This is a genomic window from Rhizobium sp. R86522 (assembly GCF_042466255.1).
GTDB lineage: Bacteria > Pseudomonadota > Alphaproteobacteria > Rhizobiales > Rhizobiaceae > Allorhizobium.
Map to the genome: position 1 here is coordinate 890,707 of NZ_JAXHBX010000001.1, position 14,028 is coordinate 904,734.

A 14,028-nucleotide genomic window follows, 5' to 3' on the forward strand; every position below is an offset into this window, starting at 1 on the left:
TCGCGGACAAGGAGTGCCATCTTGTTTTCCTTCGACAACAGTTATGCCCGCCTGCCGCAGACCTTCCACCGGCCGGCCAGACCCGCTGCCGCGTCCGCTCCGAAGCTGATCCGCTTCAACAAGGACTTGGCCGATGAGCTCGGCCTCGATGTCGCTGACGCCGACGAGGGGCGGCTTGCGCAGGTCTTTGGCGGGCAGATCATTCCGGTTGGCGCCGAGCCGCTCGCCCAGGCCTATGCCGGTCATCAGTTCGGCCATTTCAATCCACAGCTCGGTGATGGCCGTGCCCTGCTGCTCGGCGAAGTGATCGACCGTGCGGGCAGGCGGCGAGACATCCAGCTCAAGGGTTCGGGGCCGACTGCCTTCTCGCGCAATGGCGATGGCATGGCGGCTCTTGGCCCGGTCTTACGCGAATACATCGTCTCGGAAGCTTTCGCCGCGCTCGGCGTGCCGGCCACCCGGGCACTCGCCGCGGTTTCGACGGGTGAACAGGTCGTCCGCGAGACCATGATGCCCGGTGCGGTTTTCACCCGCGTCGCGGCAAGCCATGTCCGGGTCGGAACCTTCCAGTTCTTTGCAGCGCAAGGCGACGAGGCGGCGGTCCAGACTCTCGCAGATCACGTGATCGACCGCCACTATCCCGAGGCGCGCGACGCTGAAAATCCCTACCTTGCCATGCTGACACTGGTCGCCGAACGGCAGGCGCGGTTGATCGCCCGTTGGCTGTCGATCGGCTTCATCCACGGAGTGATGAACACCGACAACATGGCGATCTCGGGCGAGACCATCGATTTCGGCCCTTGCGCCTTCCTCGATGAATACGATCCGCGCAAGGTGTTCTCCTCGATCGACCAGCGCGGCCGCTATGCCTATGCCAACCAGCCCGGGATCGGTCAGTGGAACATAGCCCGGCTTGCCGAATGCCTGTTGCCGCTGCTCGATGCGGATGAGGAGAAGGCGATCGAGGCGGCGAACGGTGTTCTCAAGGCCTTCGGCGACGTCTTCCAGGATGCGTGGCTCGCGCTCTTCAAGTCCAAGCTCGGTCTGGCGGGCGAGGGGCCGGACGATCGGCTGCTGATCACCGACTTCCTCGAACTGATGCATCAGGGCGAGGCCGATTTCACGCTGACCTTCCGCACCCTTTCGAAGGTCGCTGGCGGGGCGGCCGTCGAGACGTTCACCGATGTCTTCATCGTGCCACAGTCGGGCCTGTCCGACTGGCTCACCCGCTGGCGGGCCCGCATCGATGATGATCGCACCGCCGCCGAGCGGCAGGCTGCGATGGAAGCGGTCAATCCGGCGCTGATCGCCCGCAACCACCGGATCGAAGAGGCCATCGCCGCTGCCGTCTACGGCGACTTCTCCTTCTTCCACCGGCTGGTCGAGGCGCTTGCCACGCCTTATGTCGAGGATCCCGATGCGGCAGATCTGCGTGTCCCGCCGACGCCAGAGGAGCGGGTCACGCGAACCTTCTGCGGGACCTGAGTTGGTCCTCACGGCGGCGACTGACGCGCAGCACGAAAAAAAAGGCGCCCCATGCGAGGCGCCTTTTCAATTCTGTGACGGATGCGGCCGATCAGATTGCCGACGGCTGCAGCGTCATCGAGGTGCCGGTTGCTGCGATGTTCAGGCCGATCTGGCCGGAAATGCTGACGGGCTGCAGGTGGATCGAGCCGGAGGTGCCGCCGAACAGCACATTGGCACCGATGCCGGCGCCGACGGTCGCTTCTGCGGTCGCGCCGCCATAAAGGCCGCCGAGCGAGCCCTTGTGGTAACCGGCGGTCGGGGCGAAGACGGCCCAGATCACGCGGCTCTGGGTGGTGAAGCCGAGGTCGACGCCGAACTTCTTGATCGAGCCGGAATAGGTGTCGAGCGGCTCGCCGTCGATCACGGAGGTAAAGGCACAATCGGCTGTTTTGGCAGAGCCGAGGACATAGCCGAAGCCGCCGCCGATCTGGCAATCCAGGTAGCCGATACGGACACCGCCGACACGGTCGCTTTCGATGGCGATGGGGGCAGGGGCCGCGCCGGTCATGTCTGCGGCGGCGGTAATGCCGGCCGAGGTGAATACGGGGAGGGCGGCGAGGGTGAGCGTAACGAATTTCTTCATGGGATTTCTCCTTCCATGTTCTGCTGCCGGCGGGGAGGTTGGCCGTTTTCGGCTTCTCGGGCAGCGTGGAACAACGCCTATCGGCAAAGATTGATCCAACTGAGGCTGAAGATAGGCGGCAAGGTGGCGATCCACCGGCTTATCGGCCCAAGGGGAAACGACGTCGCGCCGGGCTTCCCTTGCCGGAACATTCGCCCCGTTCGGCGCTTGTCCCGGACACCCAAGCCGGAGGCCTCCCATGACACTCACCCTTCCCGACCTCGCCAAGAAGATGCAGAAGATCGACTTCTGCATGATGATCACCAAGTCCGAATTCGGCGCCATCGCCAGTCGGCCGATGAGCAATAACGGCGATGTCGACTATGACGGCGACAGCTACTTCTTCTCCTATACCGACACCCGCAAGATCCGTGAACTGACCGCCGATCCGACCGTGTCGCTCACCTTCACTGCGCCGCCCAGCCTGCTCGGCAAGCCTGGCATCTTCGTCGCCGTCTCCGGGCGCGGCAGCCTGATTGCCGACAAGGCCGTCTTCGAGGCCCACTGGACCAAGGATCTCGATCGCTGGTTCCCTGAAGGTATCGACACGCCCGGCCTGGTGATGATCAAGGTGCATGCAGAGACCATCCAGTATTGGGATGGCGAGGACGATGGCGTCATCCGCGTCTGATCTCCAGGTCCGTCAGCTGCGAGATGGGGCGTCGACTGTAGTCGGCACTCCTTCTCGTTCCCGACGCGACATCCTCTCTGCCCATCCCGCCGCGATCAGACGGATTTTGCAGTGCAAACGGGTCGTGCGTCTCTTGCAGAATGTCGCAGACAGGCTGCAATTGTCTTTGCCCGCCTCTTAAGATCGGCACTACATCATCCACTCCCAGACATCAGGGTTCACAAGGCTATGGCAGAGTTTCCGACCAAGGCGAAAGTCGTCATCATCGGTCTAGGCGGCATCGTCGGCGCGTCGATCGCGCATCATCTCATCGAGCGCGGCTGGGACGATATCGTCGGCATCGACAAGTCGGGCATTCCGACCGATATCGGCTCGACCGCGCATGCCTCGGACTTCTGCTACACCACCTCCCACGACTATCTCTCGGTCTGGACCACCCAGTATTCGATCGATTTCTTCGAGAAGATGGGCCACTACGCCCGCATCGGCGGTCTGGAAGTCGCCCGCACCGGCGATGACATCTGGATGGAAGAGATCAAGCGCAAGCTCTCCTCCGCCAAGGCCTTCGGCACCCGCGCCCATTACGTGTCGCCCGCGGAAATCAAGAAGCTCTTCCCGCTGATCGAGGAAGACCAGGTGATGGGCGGCATGTTCGATCCCGATGCCGGCCTCGTCATTCCGCGCAGCCAGACGGTTGCCGGCAAGCTCGTCGATGCGGCTGAAAAGTCCGGCAAGCTTCAGATGTTCGGCAATACGCCGGCCCAGTCGCTGATCGTCGAGGGCGGCCGCATCAAGGGCGTCGTCACCCATCGCGGTACGATCATGGCCGATCACGTCGTGGTCTGCGCCGGCCTCTGGGGCCGCCTGATTGCCGAAATGGTCGGCGAAGACCTGCCCGTCATGCCGGTCGACCATCCGCTCACCTTCTTCGGTCCCTATAACGAGTTCGAAGGCACCGGCAAGGATATCGGCTATCCGCTGCTGCGCGACCAGGGCAATTCCGCCTATATGCGCGACACCGGCGACCCGAAGACGTCTGAAGGCGGCCAAATCGAATGGGGTTATTACGAGCAGCACAATCCGCGCATGTGCCATCCGCGCGAGCTCCTCGAAAAGCACGAGGCGCGCCTCTCGCCCTCGCAGCGCGACCTCGACATGGAGCAGATCATCGAGCCGCTCGAGCGCGCCATGGAGCTCACCCCGATCCTCGGCGAACTCGGCTATAACGAGAGCCATTCGTTCAACGGCCTCCTGCAGGTCTCCGCTGCCGGCGGCCCGTCCTGCGGCGAAAGCCAGAAGGTGCGCGGCCTCTGGTACTGCGTCGCCATCTGGGTCAAGGACGGCCCGGGTTACGGCAAGTTGATCGCCGACTGGATGACGGATGGTCGTACGGAAATCGACCACAACTCGATCGATTACGCCCGTTTCTATCCGCACCAGCTGACTGAAGACTTCATCGCCGGCCGCTGCTACGAGGCCGCCCAGAAGATCTATTTCCCCGCGGTTCACACCCGCGAACCCTATGCATCCGGTCGCGGCGCCAAGCGCTCGCCGATGTATGAGCGCGAAGTCGAGCTCGGCGGCTATTTCATGGAGCTTGGCGGCTGGGAGCGTGCACACGGCTATGCCGCCAACGAGCACCTGCTGGAGAAATATGGCGACCGCGTGCCGGTTCGTGAAAACGAATGGGATAACAGACACTTCTGGCGCGTTTCGAATGCCGAACATCTGGCGATGAGCGAGGATTGCGGCATCGTCAACCTCTCCCACTTCCACATGGTCGACATCGAAGGCCCTGACCATGTCGAGCTCTTGGAATGGCTCTGCGCCGCCAAGATCGGCGGCGACGCCAATATCGGCAAGGGCATCTACACCCACTTCCTCGACGACGAGGGCATGGTGCGCGCCGACTTCACCGTCTTCCGTCTCGCCGACCGCTGCCGCCTGGTCAACGGGGCCGATGCCGGCCCGCGCGACTTCCACTACATGAAGCGCGTGGCGCAAGATCGCGGCCTCGATGTTACCATCACCGACACCTCGGAAAAATACATCACCATCGGCATCTGGGGTCCGAATGCCCGCGTGACGCTGAAAAAGGCCGTCGCCGATCCTGCCGGTCTCGACCCCGAAAACTTCCCCTTCGCCGCGATCAAGCAGATCGAGATTGCCGGCAAGCCGGTCACCGCCTTCCGCATCTCCTATGTCGGCGAGCAGGGCTGGGAACTGCACATGAAATACGAAGACGGCCTTGCCGTCTGGGATGCGCTGCGCGCAACCGGCGTCATGGCCTTCGGCGTGGAGACCTATGCAAACTCCCGCCGCATGGAAAAGAGCCTGCGCCTGCAGAACGCCGACCTGCTGACTCAATACAACCTGATCGAAGCGGATCTTGCCCGCCCGAAGGTCAAGGAAGCCGATTTCCGCGGCAAGGCCAAACATCTCGAATACAAGGCCCGCGACAAGCAGCCCGCCATGCTCTGCACGCTCGTGATGACCGACAATGTCGACAAGTCAGGCACCGCCCGCTACCCCGTCGGCTCCATGCCGGTGATGGACCCCGCGACCGGCGAAGTGCTGATCGACGCGCTTGGCCGCCGCTCCTACACGACGTCGGTGGCCTTTGGCCCGACCATCGGCAAGAACATCGCACTCGCCTATCTGCCGGCGGAGTATTGCGAAGTCGGGCGCAAGCTGAACGTGGAGTATTTCGCCGAGAGCTTCCCGGTCGAGGTTGCGGCAGTGGGGTATAAGCCGCTGTATGATCCGGAGAACTTGAAGCCGCGGAGTTGATACGGCGGTCCGCTCAGTGGGGAATGGACCCGTCGGTTGGGAGACCGGCGGGTTTTTTCGTCCCTCTCCCCCCATGTGGGAGAGCAGGACTCAAAAATCATTTGTTCTCCCTTGAACAAATGGGCGTAGGCTGCCCATCTTGAGAGAGAAGAAGAACGAGAGGAAACCGCCATGGACGGACAGGTATCGCCGAAAGCAGAGATCGCGGATCCCGCCGCGCGTATCGCGTCCCTGCTTGCCGTCCAGAAGGCGGCCTGGGCGACGGATGTTACGCCCAGCCTTGCCACCCGCGACGATCGGCTAGTGCGGCTCGACCGGATGATCGAGGCCTGGCAGGAGCGTTTTGCCGCGGCGATTTCTGAGGATTTCGGCAATCGGCCCGCCGTCGTTACCACGCTCACCGACATCGTGCCGGTGCGGGCCGCGATCCGCCATGGGCGCAAACATCTGAAACGCTGGATGCGGCCGCGTCGCGTTTCGCTTGCCTGGACCGGTAAGCCGGCATCGGCGGTGATCCTGCGCCAGCCGCTTGGCGTGGTCGGGATCGTCGCCCCCTGGAACTATCCGCTCAATCTGATGCTGTCGCCCTTGGTCGGCGCCCTTGCGGCCGGCAATCGGGCGATCCTGAAGCCGTCCGAGTTGACGCCTGCCTTTTCCGAGGTGCTGGCAAAAGCCATCTCCGAGACGTTCTCCGAGGACGAGGTGGCTGTCGTGACAGGCGGGCCGGATGTAGCGACCGCCTTTACCGCTGCACCCTTCGACCATCTGATCTTTACCGGCTCGACCGCCGTCGGTCGCAAGGTGGCGGAAGCAGCGGCGAAGAACCTGACGCCTGTTACCCTCGAGCTCGGCGGCAAGTCGCCCGCCATCCTCGATCTCTCCGTGCAGTTCGACAAGGCCGTGCCGCGTCTCGTCTGGGGCAAGCTTCTGAATTCCGGCCAGACCTGTGTGGCGCCCGATTATGCGCTGGTGCCGCGCGAGCGGGTCCAGGATTTCCTCACCGCCGTGAAGGCGGAGGTTAACAGGCAATATCCCGGCCTGCCCGGCAATGCCGATTACACCTCGATCATCAGCCCAAGGCATTTTGCGCGGCTCTCCCGGCTCGTCGAGGAAGCGCGGGAGAAGGGCGCCGAGGTGGTCGAGCTTGCCGGTCCGCATGATCCTGACGCCCGCGTGTTTTCGCCGGTCGCGGTAATCGGTGCGCCGGACGAGACCGCCGTGATGCAGGAAGAGATCTTCGGGCCGATCCTGCCGATCGTTGCCTATGACACGCTGGACGAGGCGATCGCCTATATCAACCACCGCGACCGGCCGCTGGCACTCTACTGGTTCGGCGAGGACAAGGCGGCGCAGGAGCGGGTCTTGGCCGGCACGATTGCCGGTGGCGTCACTGTCAACGACACGATCCTGCATCTCGCCCAGGACGATTTGCCCTTCGGCGGCGTGGGCGCTTCCGGCTACGGCGCCTATCACGGCGAAGCGGGGTTCCTGGCGCTCAGCAAGGAGAAGCCGGTGCTGAAGCAGTCGGCGATCTCTGGCGTGAAGTTCCTCTATCCGCCTTATGGGCGGATGGCGCAATGGATGCTGAAACTGCTCGGGCGCTTCGGCTGACTGATCAGGCTTGTCGGTCAGCCGGCAGCAAGGCGGGGGGACGACCGTTCGGGGGCAAGCGCCGGCTTCGGCTTCGGCTTCGGGGCCCGCACCGCGAGCTCGAAATCGGCGAGCGGCATAGGCCGCCCGAAGAGATAGCCCTGGAAGAACCGGCAGCCGGTCGTCTCGAGAAAGGCGAGCTGGGCCGGGGTTTCCACCCCTTCGGCCACGGTTTCGAGGCCGAGATCGGTGGCGATCGCCCTGATCGAGCGGACGAGGGCGGCATCGCGGTCGTTTTCGGCGACGGCTGCGACAAAGCTGCGGTCGATCTTGAGCTCGCTCACTGGCAGGCGGCGCAGATAGGCCAGCGAGGAAAAGCCGGTGCCGAAATCGTCGAGCGAGAAAGTGAGCCCGAGACTCTTCAGGGACACCATTTTCTCCGCGACGGGTTCGAGCCCGGCGATCAAGACGCTTTCGGTGAGTTCAAGCCTCAGACGTGTGGGATCGATGCGGTGGCGGGCGAGCAAGTCCCGCAGCGTGGTTTCGAAATCGCCCTCGTTGAACTGGCTGGCGCTGACATTGACCGAAAGGGTGAGGCGCCCGAGCCTCGGATCGGCCTGCCAGCGACCAAGTGTCGCCAAGGCCTCTTCGAGCACGAAATTGCCGACGAGCGGCATCAGTCCGACTTCTTCGGCGGCTGGGATGAAGGTGGACGGCGGTATCGGGCCCTTGGCTGGGTGGTGCCAGCGCAGCAGGGCTTCAGCACCCATGATCTCGCCCTTCGCATCGACCTGCGGTTGGTAGGCGAGGCTGAGCTCGCCATGCCGGAGGGCTGCCACCAGATCTCGGGCGATGCCGCCTGGCGCCGAGAGCCGTTGCTGCACGGCGTAAATGGCAGTGCAGAAGATGAGGGCGGCCATGGTCGGATTGAGCCAGACGCCGATGCGGTGCAGATCCGGGGGAACCGGCTGGGCAAAGGGGAGCCTCAGATCGGCCGCATGCAGGACGACGAAGGAGACGAGGCTTGCGGCGATCACCGAAAGCTGGAGACGGGATGGTCGGCGCAGATAATTGATGTAGGCGAGCATGCCGAGCACAGGCAGGAAAAGATGCGTCACGCGCGGCGCGCCATTCTGCGGTACGTCGAACATCAGGCAAAAGCCGATGACAAAAATGAGAAAGCTGATCTGCGCGACAAGGAGGAAGAGATCGAGCCGGCGGCGGGTGACGAGCGCGAAGCAGACAAGGGCGGCGATCACCGGAAAGAACTCGGCCAGCGCCAGCAAGGTGTAGCCCTTGACCAGAAATATCAGCGACCAGAACAGCGCGACGCCACCCACGGCAAGCGTCACGGTCTGATAGACCCGGATGACACGATCCGCCTTGTCCTCCTGATTGGCCTTGCCGAACATCATTCGCCAAATCGTCCCTTCGGGGCCCCGGTTAGGCCTCTCTGGCACGGTGATCCAAGTGCGTCCGGAGGCTGAAATTCAGAATACCCTAACTTAGCCCACTAAAGAAACCATGTATCTCGATCATCAAGTCTTTCTGTTCGTTGCGAAGCCTGTCGGGCCGTAGAAGGTGCGGGGCGGCCCATCTGCCGATGAACCGCCCCTTTGGACCTTAACGGTCCAACCTCCCCCCGGAGACTATTCAGCAGGATTGTTCAGCCCGCCTTGGCGACCTTCATGACCTCTGGATCGTAGACGCGGCCAAAACGGTTGGCGAGGAAGGCGGGAAGGTCGATCTCTTCCTGGCGGACGAAGCCTGCCTGGGGCAGGGTGCCGTCGGCGAGCAGGTCAAGCACGGTGCAGATGCCCGCAGCCGTGGTGATCTGGATGGCGCTCATCTTCTTGGCAGCCACCACGCCGGCATAGACCTTGTTGGCATAGGTTTCCTGCAGGTAACGGCCATCCTTCCAGCCGCAGACCGTGACGAAGACGACAACCACGTCCTGCATGGTGGCCGGCAGGGCGTTTTCGAAGAGGTCCTTCAGCACGTCGCGGCGGTTCTTCAGGTTGAAGTCGTTGAGCAGTGCCTTGATGATCGCCTGGTGGCCGGGATACCGGATCGTGCGGTAGTTCATCGTGCGCACCCGGCCTTCGAGCGTCTTGGCCAGCGTGCCGAGACCGCCGGAGGTGTTGAAGGCCTCGTAGGTGACGCCGTCGAGCGAGAATTCCTCGCGCTCTTCCATGGCCGGCACGACAGTCAGCTTGCCTTCGACGATCGCCTCGCAGGGCTCGATGTATTCGTTGATCAGCCCGTCGGTCGACCAGGTGAGATTGTAGTTCAGCGCGTTGGACGGATATTGCGGCAGGGCGCCGACGCGCATGCGGACCGTATCCAGCGTGTCGAAATGCTTGGTCAGGTCGTTGGCGACGATCGAGATGAAACCGGGGGCAAGGCCGCATTGCGGAATGAAGGCGGAGCGTGCGCCGCGGGCGAGCTCTTCCACCTTGCGGGTCGTCGCCACGTCTTCCGTTAGGTCGAGGTAATGCGTCGCGGTGCGTGCGGCACTTTCGGCGATTGCGCCGGTCAGGTGGAAGGGAGCGGCGGAGAGGACGGCGAACTGGCCGGAAAGGGCCGCGTCGAGTGCGTTCGCGTCTGATATGTCGAGTTCGAGCGTCTTCACGGTCGTATGTGCATCGAGCTTTGTCAGCTGTTCGGCGCTGCGGTCCGCGACTGTGACCGCGTAGTCGCCGGTTTCAGCGAGCATCCGGGCAATTGCGCCGCCGATCTTGCCCGCGCCGATGATGGTAATGTTCTTCATGGTTGCCCCTCGCATGCCTGATGTCCGCAATTCGGACGAGATGTCATTTGTCAAAGCAGTGTGCGGGCGGAGGCTGTCGATTCCAAGTGACGATCTGATCAGATTGCGGTATCAATACGAACGTATCGACGAGCAAAGTGGACGAAATGCAGATCACGGACAAGGATCGGGAGTTGCTCTCGCTGCTCTCGGAGAATGCGCGGATGCCGGTGGCGGAACTCGCGCGGCGGCTCAATCTGTCACGCACCACGGTTCAGGCCCGGCTGGAGCGGCTGGAAGCGCAAGGGGTGATTGCCGGCTACCAGGTGCGGCTCGCCGATGCCTATCAAAGCGGGCTGATCCGGGCGCATGTGATGATCACCATCGCGCCGAAGGCGCTGACCGCGGTGACCGGAGAGTTGAACGCGATCCGCGAGGTGACCGCACTCTATTCGGTGAACGGTCCCTACGACCTGATCGCCATTGTCGCCGCCCCGTCGATTTCCGAGCTCGACCGATTGATCGACCGGATCGGCGAATTGTCCGGCGTCGAGCGGACACTGTCGTCGATCATTCTGTCGACGCGGATTTCGCGATGAAGACCGCAACCACTCTTTCATCTGTAAACCCTTAATAAACCATATTTCGTTATCTTGTCTTAATCGTTCTGGGGGTTGGGATGAGTATTGTTACACTTCTGCTTGCATCGGTTCTCTGGCAGACCGGCCTGCCTGCAGCGCGAGCCGCCGAGGAGGGCGCGCCCCTCGAGATTGCAGGGGGCACCTCGACATGGATCAGCCGACACGGTTCAGTATTGGTCCTCGATCGCGAGCGTGACGGGGTGTTGCAAGGCTATCTCATCAACAATTCACCGGGTAAGGGTTGTCGCGGCCTTCCTTACGCGCTTCACGGGCGCATCATCGAGCGGACGATCACCTTTCAAGTTACCTGGCGAAACGGCGTTGAGGATTGTCCGAGACAGACGGAATGGCGTGCCGAGATCCGGTCGCTGGAGAATGGTAGCTTTGAGCTCCGTGCGGAGTGGGAGCAGTTTTCGACAGTCATCGCGATCGGGCTTAATCATGATGAGGCACGAAGAGGTAAAGACCTCTTCACCTTGCAGGTGAGCAACGAGCCGCCGCAGAGCAATGGGCCAGAGGTTTCGGTAATTCCCTAACTGGGTTTTGGCTACGCCGCCTTCAGCTCCGCCCTTGCCAGTGCCCGTTCGAGTGCTGCGATGCAGGTTTCGTCGTGGTGGCGGCCGGCCCCTTCCCAGAGGATGGCGAGTGCCTTTTCGACCGGCATGGCGGCGCGATAGGGCCGGTCGGCGGTCAGTGCATCGAAGACGTCGGCGGTGGCGACGATGCGTGTCTCGAAAGATATCTCGTCGCCCTTCAGGCCGCGCGGATAGCCGGAGCCATCGAGTTTTTCGTGATGGGTGCCGCCAATCAAGGCGAGATCGGCGAAAGCGGCGATGCGCGAGAGGATGGTCTCTGAGAATTCCGCGTGGCGCTTCATTTGCTCCCATTCCTCGCCTTCAAGGCGGCCGGGTTTGTCGAGCACGCTGTTGGAGACGCCCAGCTTGCCGATGTCATGCAGCAGGGCTGCACGCTTTAGGCGGCGTCGTTCCGGCAATGCCATGCCCATTTCCTCGGCGATCAGGTCGGTGAAGAGGGCGACGCGATCGCTGTGGCCTGACGTGTAGGGGCTCTTCGCATCGATGACGCGGGCAAAGCCTGCGGCGATATCATCGAGATAGCACTCGTCGGCCATCACCGCCTGGCGGCCCGGTTCGAGCGCCAACACATAGGCTTCGAGATTCTCGGAGCCGAGTTCGGCAAAGAACACCGGGGTGGCCAATGCTTCGAAGATGGTCACGAGTTCCGGATCGAACCAGCCACCGGCGCGCTTCTTTACCTCGATAAGAGCTGCTTCCGGGCCCTGATGGACGAAGAAGACGTCGATCACCTGCGCCATGAGAGCGATGCGAGCAAAAAGGTGGATTTCTTCGCCCTTCAAACCTTGAGGCAGGCCGCCGCCATCGACATGTTCGTCGAGATCCAGAATGCCGCGTGCTACCTCTTCGGAAAAGCGCATCTGGCGGGCGATTTCCGCGCCGCGCTGGCAGCGGGTCTGGATGAGGCTGGTCGAGATCTCGCCGCCATTCTTGAAGATGTTGAGAATGCCGCGGAAGCGTTCGGCAAGCCCCGCTTCCATGCCGGTGTGGGAGAGCACGAATTTCAGAATCTGCGGGAAGGAGCCGTCGACCAGTTTGAAGTCGTGTTTGAACTTCAGGTCATCGGCCAGATAGAGCTCGCAGATGCGGGCGGCATTGGACGAGCAGCCGAGATCCTTCAGGAGCAGGGTGTAATAGAGATCGCGCAGCGCCTCTTCGCCAAGACCGAGCGCCTGGCCGATGCGCGTGCCGATGAAGCAGCAGCGCACGCAATGGCCGGCGGGCTGACCTTCCGTCATGTCGAGCGCGTGACTGAGTGCCTCGATCAGTTCCGCAAGCCTGATGGTCTGGGTCATGGCGCCTTCTCCTCCCGTTAGACCAATTCCGGCGAAAACGGAGTAGCATCCATGCCCTATCCTCTTGTTTTCTTGCAATTCCGGAGGCAAAGCGCGCTTCGCGCTTTTGCTTTGACTGCTCCAGTCTGAAGGAATGGGATTAAGAACGGGTATCGCTGCGGCGGTCGCGCGATCACGCAGCCGCGAGGGCGTTGTCCCGGGCGACTGCGCGTTCGAGGGCGTCGACGCAGAGCGGGTCGTGATGCACCCCTGCGGTCTTGCGGATGACGGCGAGTGCTTCTGCCGGGGTGATCGGAGCCCGGTAGGGTCTTTCGGCCGTCAGGGCATCGAAGACATCGGCGGTGGCAACGATGCGGGTTGCGAGCGAGAGCTGGTCGCCAGTGAGCCCACGCGGATACCCCCTGCCGTCGAGCCGCTCGTGATGGGCGCCGCCGACCTCCGCCAGTTCCGCGAAGGCGGGTATTTGCGAGAGGATGCGCTCGGAATGCGCTGCATGGGCCTGCATTTCCGTCCATTCCTCGGGATCGAGACCGGAGGGCTTGTTCAACACCCGGGCCGAGACGCCGAGCTTGCCGATGTCGTGCAGCAGTGCTGCCCGACGCAGGCTCCGGCATTCGGACGCAGAATGGCCGAGTTCTTCGGCGATCTTCACGGTGATTTCCGCCACCCGGTCGCTATGGCCGGCGGTGTATGGGCTTTTTGCGTCGATGACGCGGGCGAAGCCCTCCACGATATCGTCGAGATAGTCGTCGTCTGCCAGGATGACTGTCTGACCCGGCTCTGCTGCCAGCACCTTCAGCTGGAGATCCGGCGCCTTCAAATCGTCCCAGACGCCAGGTTGTGCCAGCACGGCGAGGCAGGCATCGACGACTGCGGGATCGAGCCAGGTGCCCCGGCGGGCGCTGAGCTGACGCAATGCCTGTTCCGGGCTGCCATGGCTGGAATGAACATCGACCACCTGGGCGGCCAGTGCGATGCGGGCGAAGATATGGATCTCTTCGCCCTTCAGGCCGTCTGGTCGGCCGGTGCCGTCATAATGCTCGTCGAGCTCGCGGATGCCGGCTGCGACATCCTCGGAGAATCGCATCTGCCGGGCGATTTCAGCGCCCCTGCGACAGCGGATATCCACCAGTTGCGCGGCATGTTTGCCGGCACGCAGCGCCTTGAGGATGGCCTTCAGCTTACCTGCCACGCCGCGACGGGCGCCGGCATGGCGGAAGACCTGTCGCAGCAAGCTGGGCAGCGTGCCATCGACGCGGCGGAAGTCGCCCTTGAAGCTGGTATCGTCCGTATCGAAGATCTCACACATGCGCACCGCATTGGCCGAGCAGCCGAGATCCTTCAGCATCAGGGTGTAATAGAGATCGTGCAACTGCTCTTCCGGCAGGCCCAGGCGGCGGCCTATGGCCGTACCGATATGGGCGGTGCGAATGCAGTGTCCGGCAATCTGTCCGCCGGTCAGGTCGAGTGCGTGGCTGAGGGCACCAATCAGTTCAGCGAGGCGTATCTGTGCGAGCATGTGTATCTCCGTCGCTGCCAGATTTAACCCTTAAGAGTTAAGGGGTCGTAGATAATTCGGATATCCTC

The 14,028-nt window shown here is 62.7% G+C and carries 11 protein-coding genes; 6 read left to right on the forward strand and 5 right to left on the reverse strand.

The features are described from left to right. Positions 1–21: 21 nt before the first annotated feature. A complete protein-coding gene (locus tag SJY08_RS04200) occupies positions 22–1,485 on the forward strand; it encodes a YdiU family protein (RefSeq protein WP_377274793.1) in 1,464 nt (487 codons plus the stop codon). A gap of 91 nt (positions 1,486–1,576) precedes the next feature. Here the strand turns inward: SJY08_RS04200 and SJY08_RS04205 are convergent, their stop codons facing one another. Continuing rightward, positions 1,577–2,110 (reverse strand): DUF992 domain-containing protein, encoded by a 534-nt coding sequence (locus SJY08_RS04205; protein ID WP_377274794.1) that lies wholly within the window; start codon positions 2,108–2,110, stop codon positions 1,577–1,579. A gap of 238 nt (positions 2,111–2,348) precedes the next feature. On the opposite strand from SJY08_RS04205, the gene SJY08_RS04210 reads away from it, so the two are divergent. The 3 genes from SJY08_RS04210 to SJY08_RS04220 all read left to right on the forward strand — a co-directional run bounded on the left by SJY08_RS04210 (position 2,349) and on the right by SJY08_RS04220 (position 7,181). Further along, a complete protein-coding gene (locus SJY08_RS04210) occupies positions 2,349–2,780 on the forward strand; it encodes a pyridoxamine 5'-phosphate oxidase family protein (protein ID WP_377274795.1) in 432 nt (143 codons plus the stop codon). A gap of 228 nt (positions 2,781–3,008) precedes the next feature. Next, a complete protein-coding gene (locus SJY08_RS04215; protein WP_377274796.1) occupies positions 3,009–5,570 on the forward strand; it encodes an FAD-dependent oxidoreductase in 2,562 nt (853 codons plus the stop codon). 171 nt (positions 5,571–5,741) lie between these two features. Further along, positions 5,742–7,181 carry a coniferyl aldehyde dehydrogenase gene (locus SJY08_RS04220; RefSeq protein ID WP_377274797.1) on the forward strand — a complete coding sequence of 480 codons (1,440 nt, stop codon included), beginning with the start codon at positions 5,742–5,744 and terminating at the stop codon, positions 7,179–7,181. 17 nt (positions 7,182–7,198) lie between these two features. On the opposite strand, the gene SJY08_RS04225 is transcribed toward SJY08_RS04220, so the two are convergent. Both SJY08_RS04225 and SJY08_RS04230 read right to left on the reverse strand, forming a co-directional pair. Further along, complete coding sequence (locus SJY08_RS04225; protein ID WP_377274798.1) at positions 7,199–8,575, reverse strand: putative bifunctional diguanylate cyclase/phosphodiesterase; 1,377 nt, start codon at positions 8,573–8,575, stop codon at positions 7,199–7,201. Positions 8,576–8,826: 251 nt separating this feature from the next. Next, positions 8,827–9,930 (reverse strand): saccharopine dehydrogenase C-terminal domain-containing protein, encoded by a 1,104-nt coding sequence (locus tag SJY08_RS04230; RefSeq protein ID WP_377274799.1) that lies wholly within the window; start codon positions 9,928–9,930, stop codon positions 8,827–8,829. A 146-nt stretch (positions 9,931–10,076) separates the two neighbouring features. On the opposite strand from SJY08_RS04230, the gene SJY08_RS04235 reads away from it, so the two are divergent. After that, on the forward strand, positions 10,077–10,508 hold the full coding sequence (locus SJY08_RS04235) for an Lrp/AsnC family transcriptional regulator (protein WP_377274800.1): 432 nt from the start codon (positions 10,077–10,079) through the stop codon (positions 10,506–10,508). Positions 10,509–10,588: 80 nt separating this feature from the next. After that, positions 10,589–11,086: a hypothetical protein gene (locus SJY08_RS04240; RefSeq protein WP_377274801.1), complete on the forward strand. Its 498-nt coding sequence runs from the start codon at positions 10,589–10,591 to the stop codon at positions 11,084–11,086. A gap of 11 nt (positions 11,087–11,097) precedes the next feature. On the opposite strand, the gene SJY08_RS04245 is transcribed toward SJY08_RS04240, so the two are convergent. Together SJY08_RS04245 and SJY08_RS04250 are read right to left on the reverse strand one after the other, a co-directional pair. Then, positions 11,098–12,441, reverse strand: a complete 1,344-nt coding sequence (locus SJY08_RS04245; RefSeq protein ID WP_069043653.1) for an HD-GYP domain-containing protein — start codon at positions 12,439–12,441, stop codon at positions 11,098–11,100. Positions 12,442–12,613: 172 nt separating this feature from the next. Continuing rightward, on the reverse strand, positions 12,614–13,960 hold the full coding sequence (locus tag SJY08_RS04250) for an HD-GYP domain-containing protein (protein WP_377274802.1): 1,347 nt from the start codon (positions 13,958–13,960) through the stop codon (positions 12,614–12,616). Between the last annotated feature and the right edge of the window lie 68 nt (positions 13,961–14,028).

Bases quoted from the DNA above. Each gene is read 5' to 3' on its own strand.
- SJY08_RS04205 (WP_377274794.1), bottom strand. From the start codon at position 2,110: ATGAAGAAATTCGTTACGCTCACCCTCGCCGCCCTCCCCGTATTCACC.
- SJY08_RS04210 (WP_377274795.1), top strand. From the start codon at position 2,349: ATGACACTCACCCTTCCCGACCTCGCCAAGAAGATGCAGAAGATCGAC.
- SJY08_RS04215 (WP_377274796.1), top strand. From the start codon at position 3,009: ATGGCAGAGTTTCCGACCAAGGCGAAAGTCGTCATCATCGGTCTAGGC.
- SJY08_RS04220 (WP_377274797.1), top strand. From the start codon at position 5,742: ATGGACGGACAGGTATCGCCGAAAGCAGAGATCGCGGATCCCGCCGCG.
- SJY08_RS04225 (WP_377274798.1), bottom strand. From the start codon at position 8,575: ATGATGTTCGGCAAGGCCAATCAGGAGGACAAGGCGGATCGTGTCATC.
- SJY08_RS04230 (WP_377274799.1), bottom strand. From the start codon at position 9,930: ATGAAGAACATTACCATCATCGGCGCGGGCAAGATCGGCGGCGCAATT.
- SJY08_RS04235 (WP_377274800.1), top strand. From the start codon at position 10,077: ATGCAGATCACGGACAAGGATCGGGAGTTGCTCTCGCTGCTCTCGGAG.
- SJY08_RS04240 (WP_377274801.1), top strand. From the start codon at position 10,589: ATGAGTATTGTTACACTTCTGCTTGCATCGGTTCTCTGGCAGACCGGC.
- SJY08_RS04245 (WP_069043653.1), bottom strand. From the start codon at position 12,441: ATGACCCAGACCATCAGGCTTGCGGAACTGATCGAGGCACTCAGTCAC.
- SJY08_RS04250 (WP_377274802.1), bottom strand. From the start codon at position 13,960: ATGCTCGCACAGATACGCCTCGCTGAACTGATTGGTGCCCTCAGCCAC.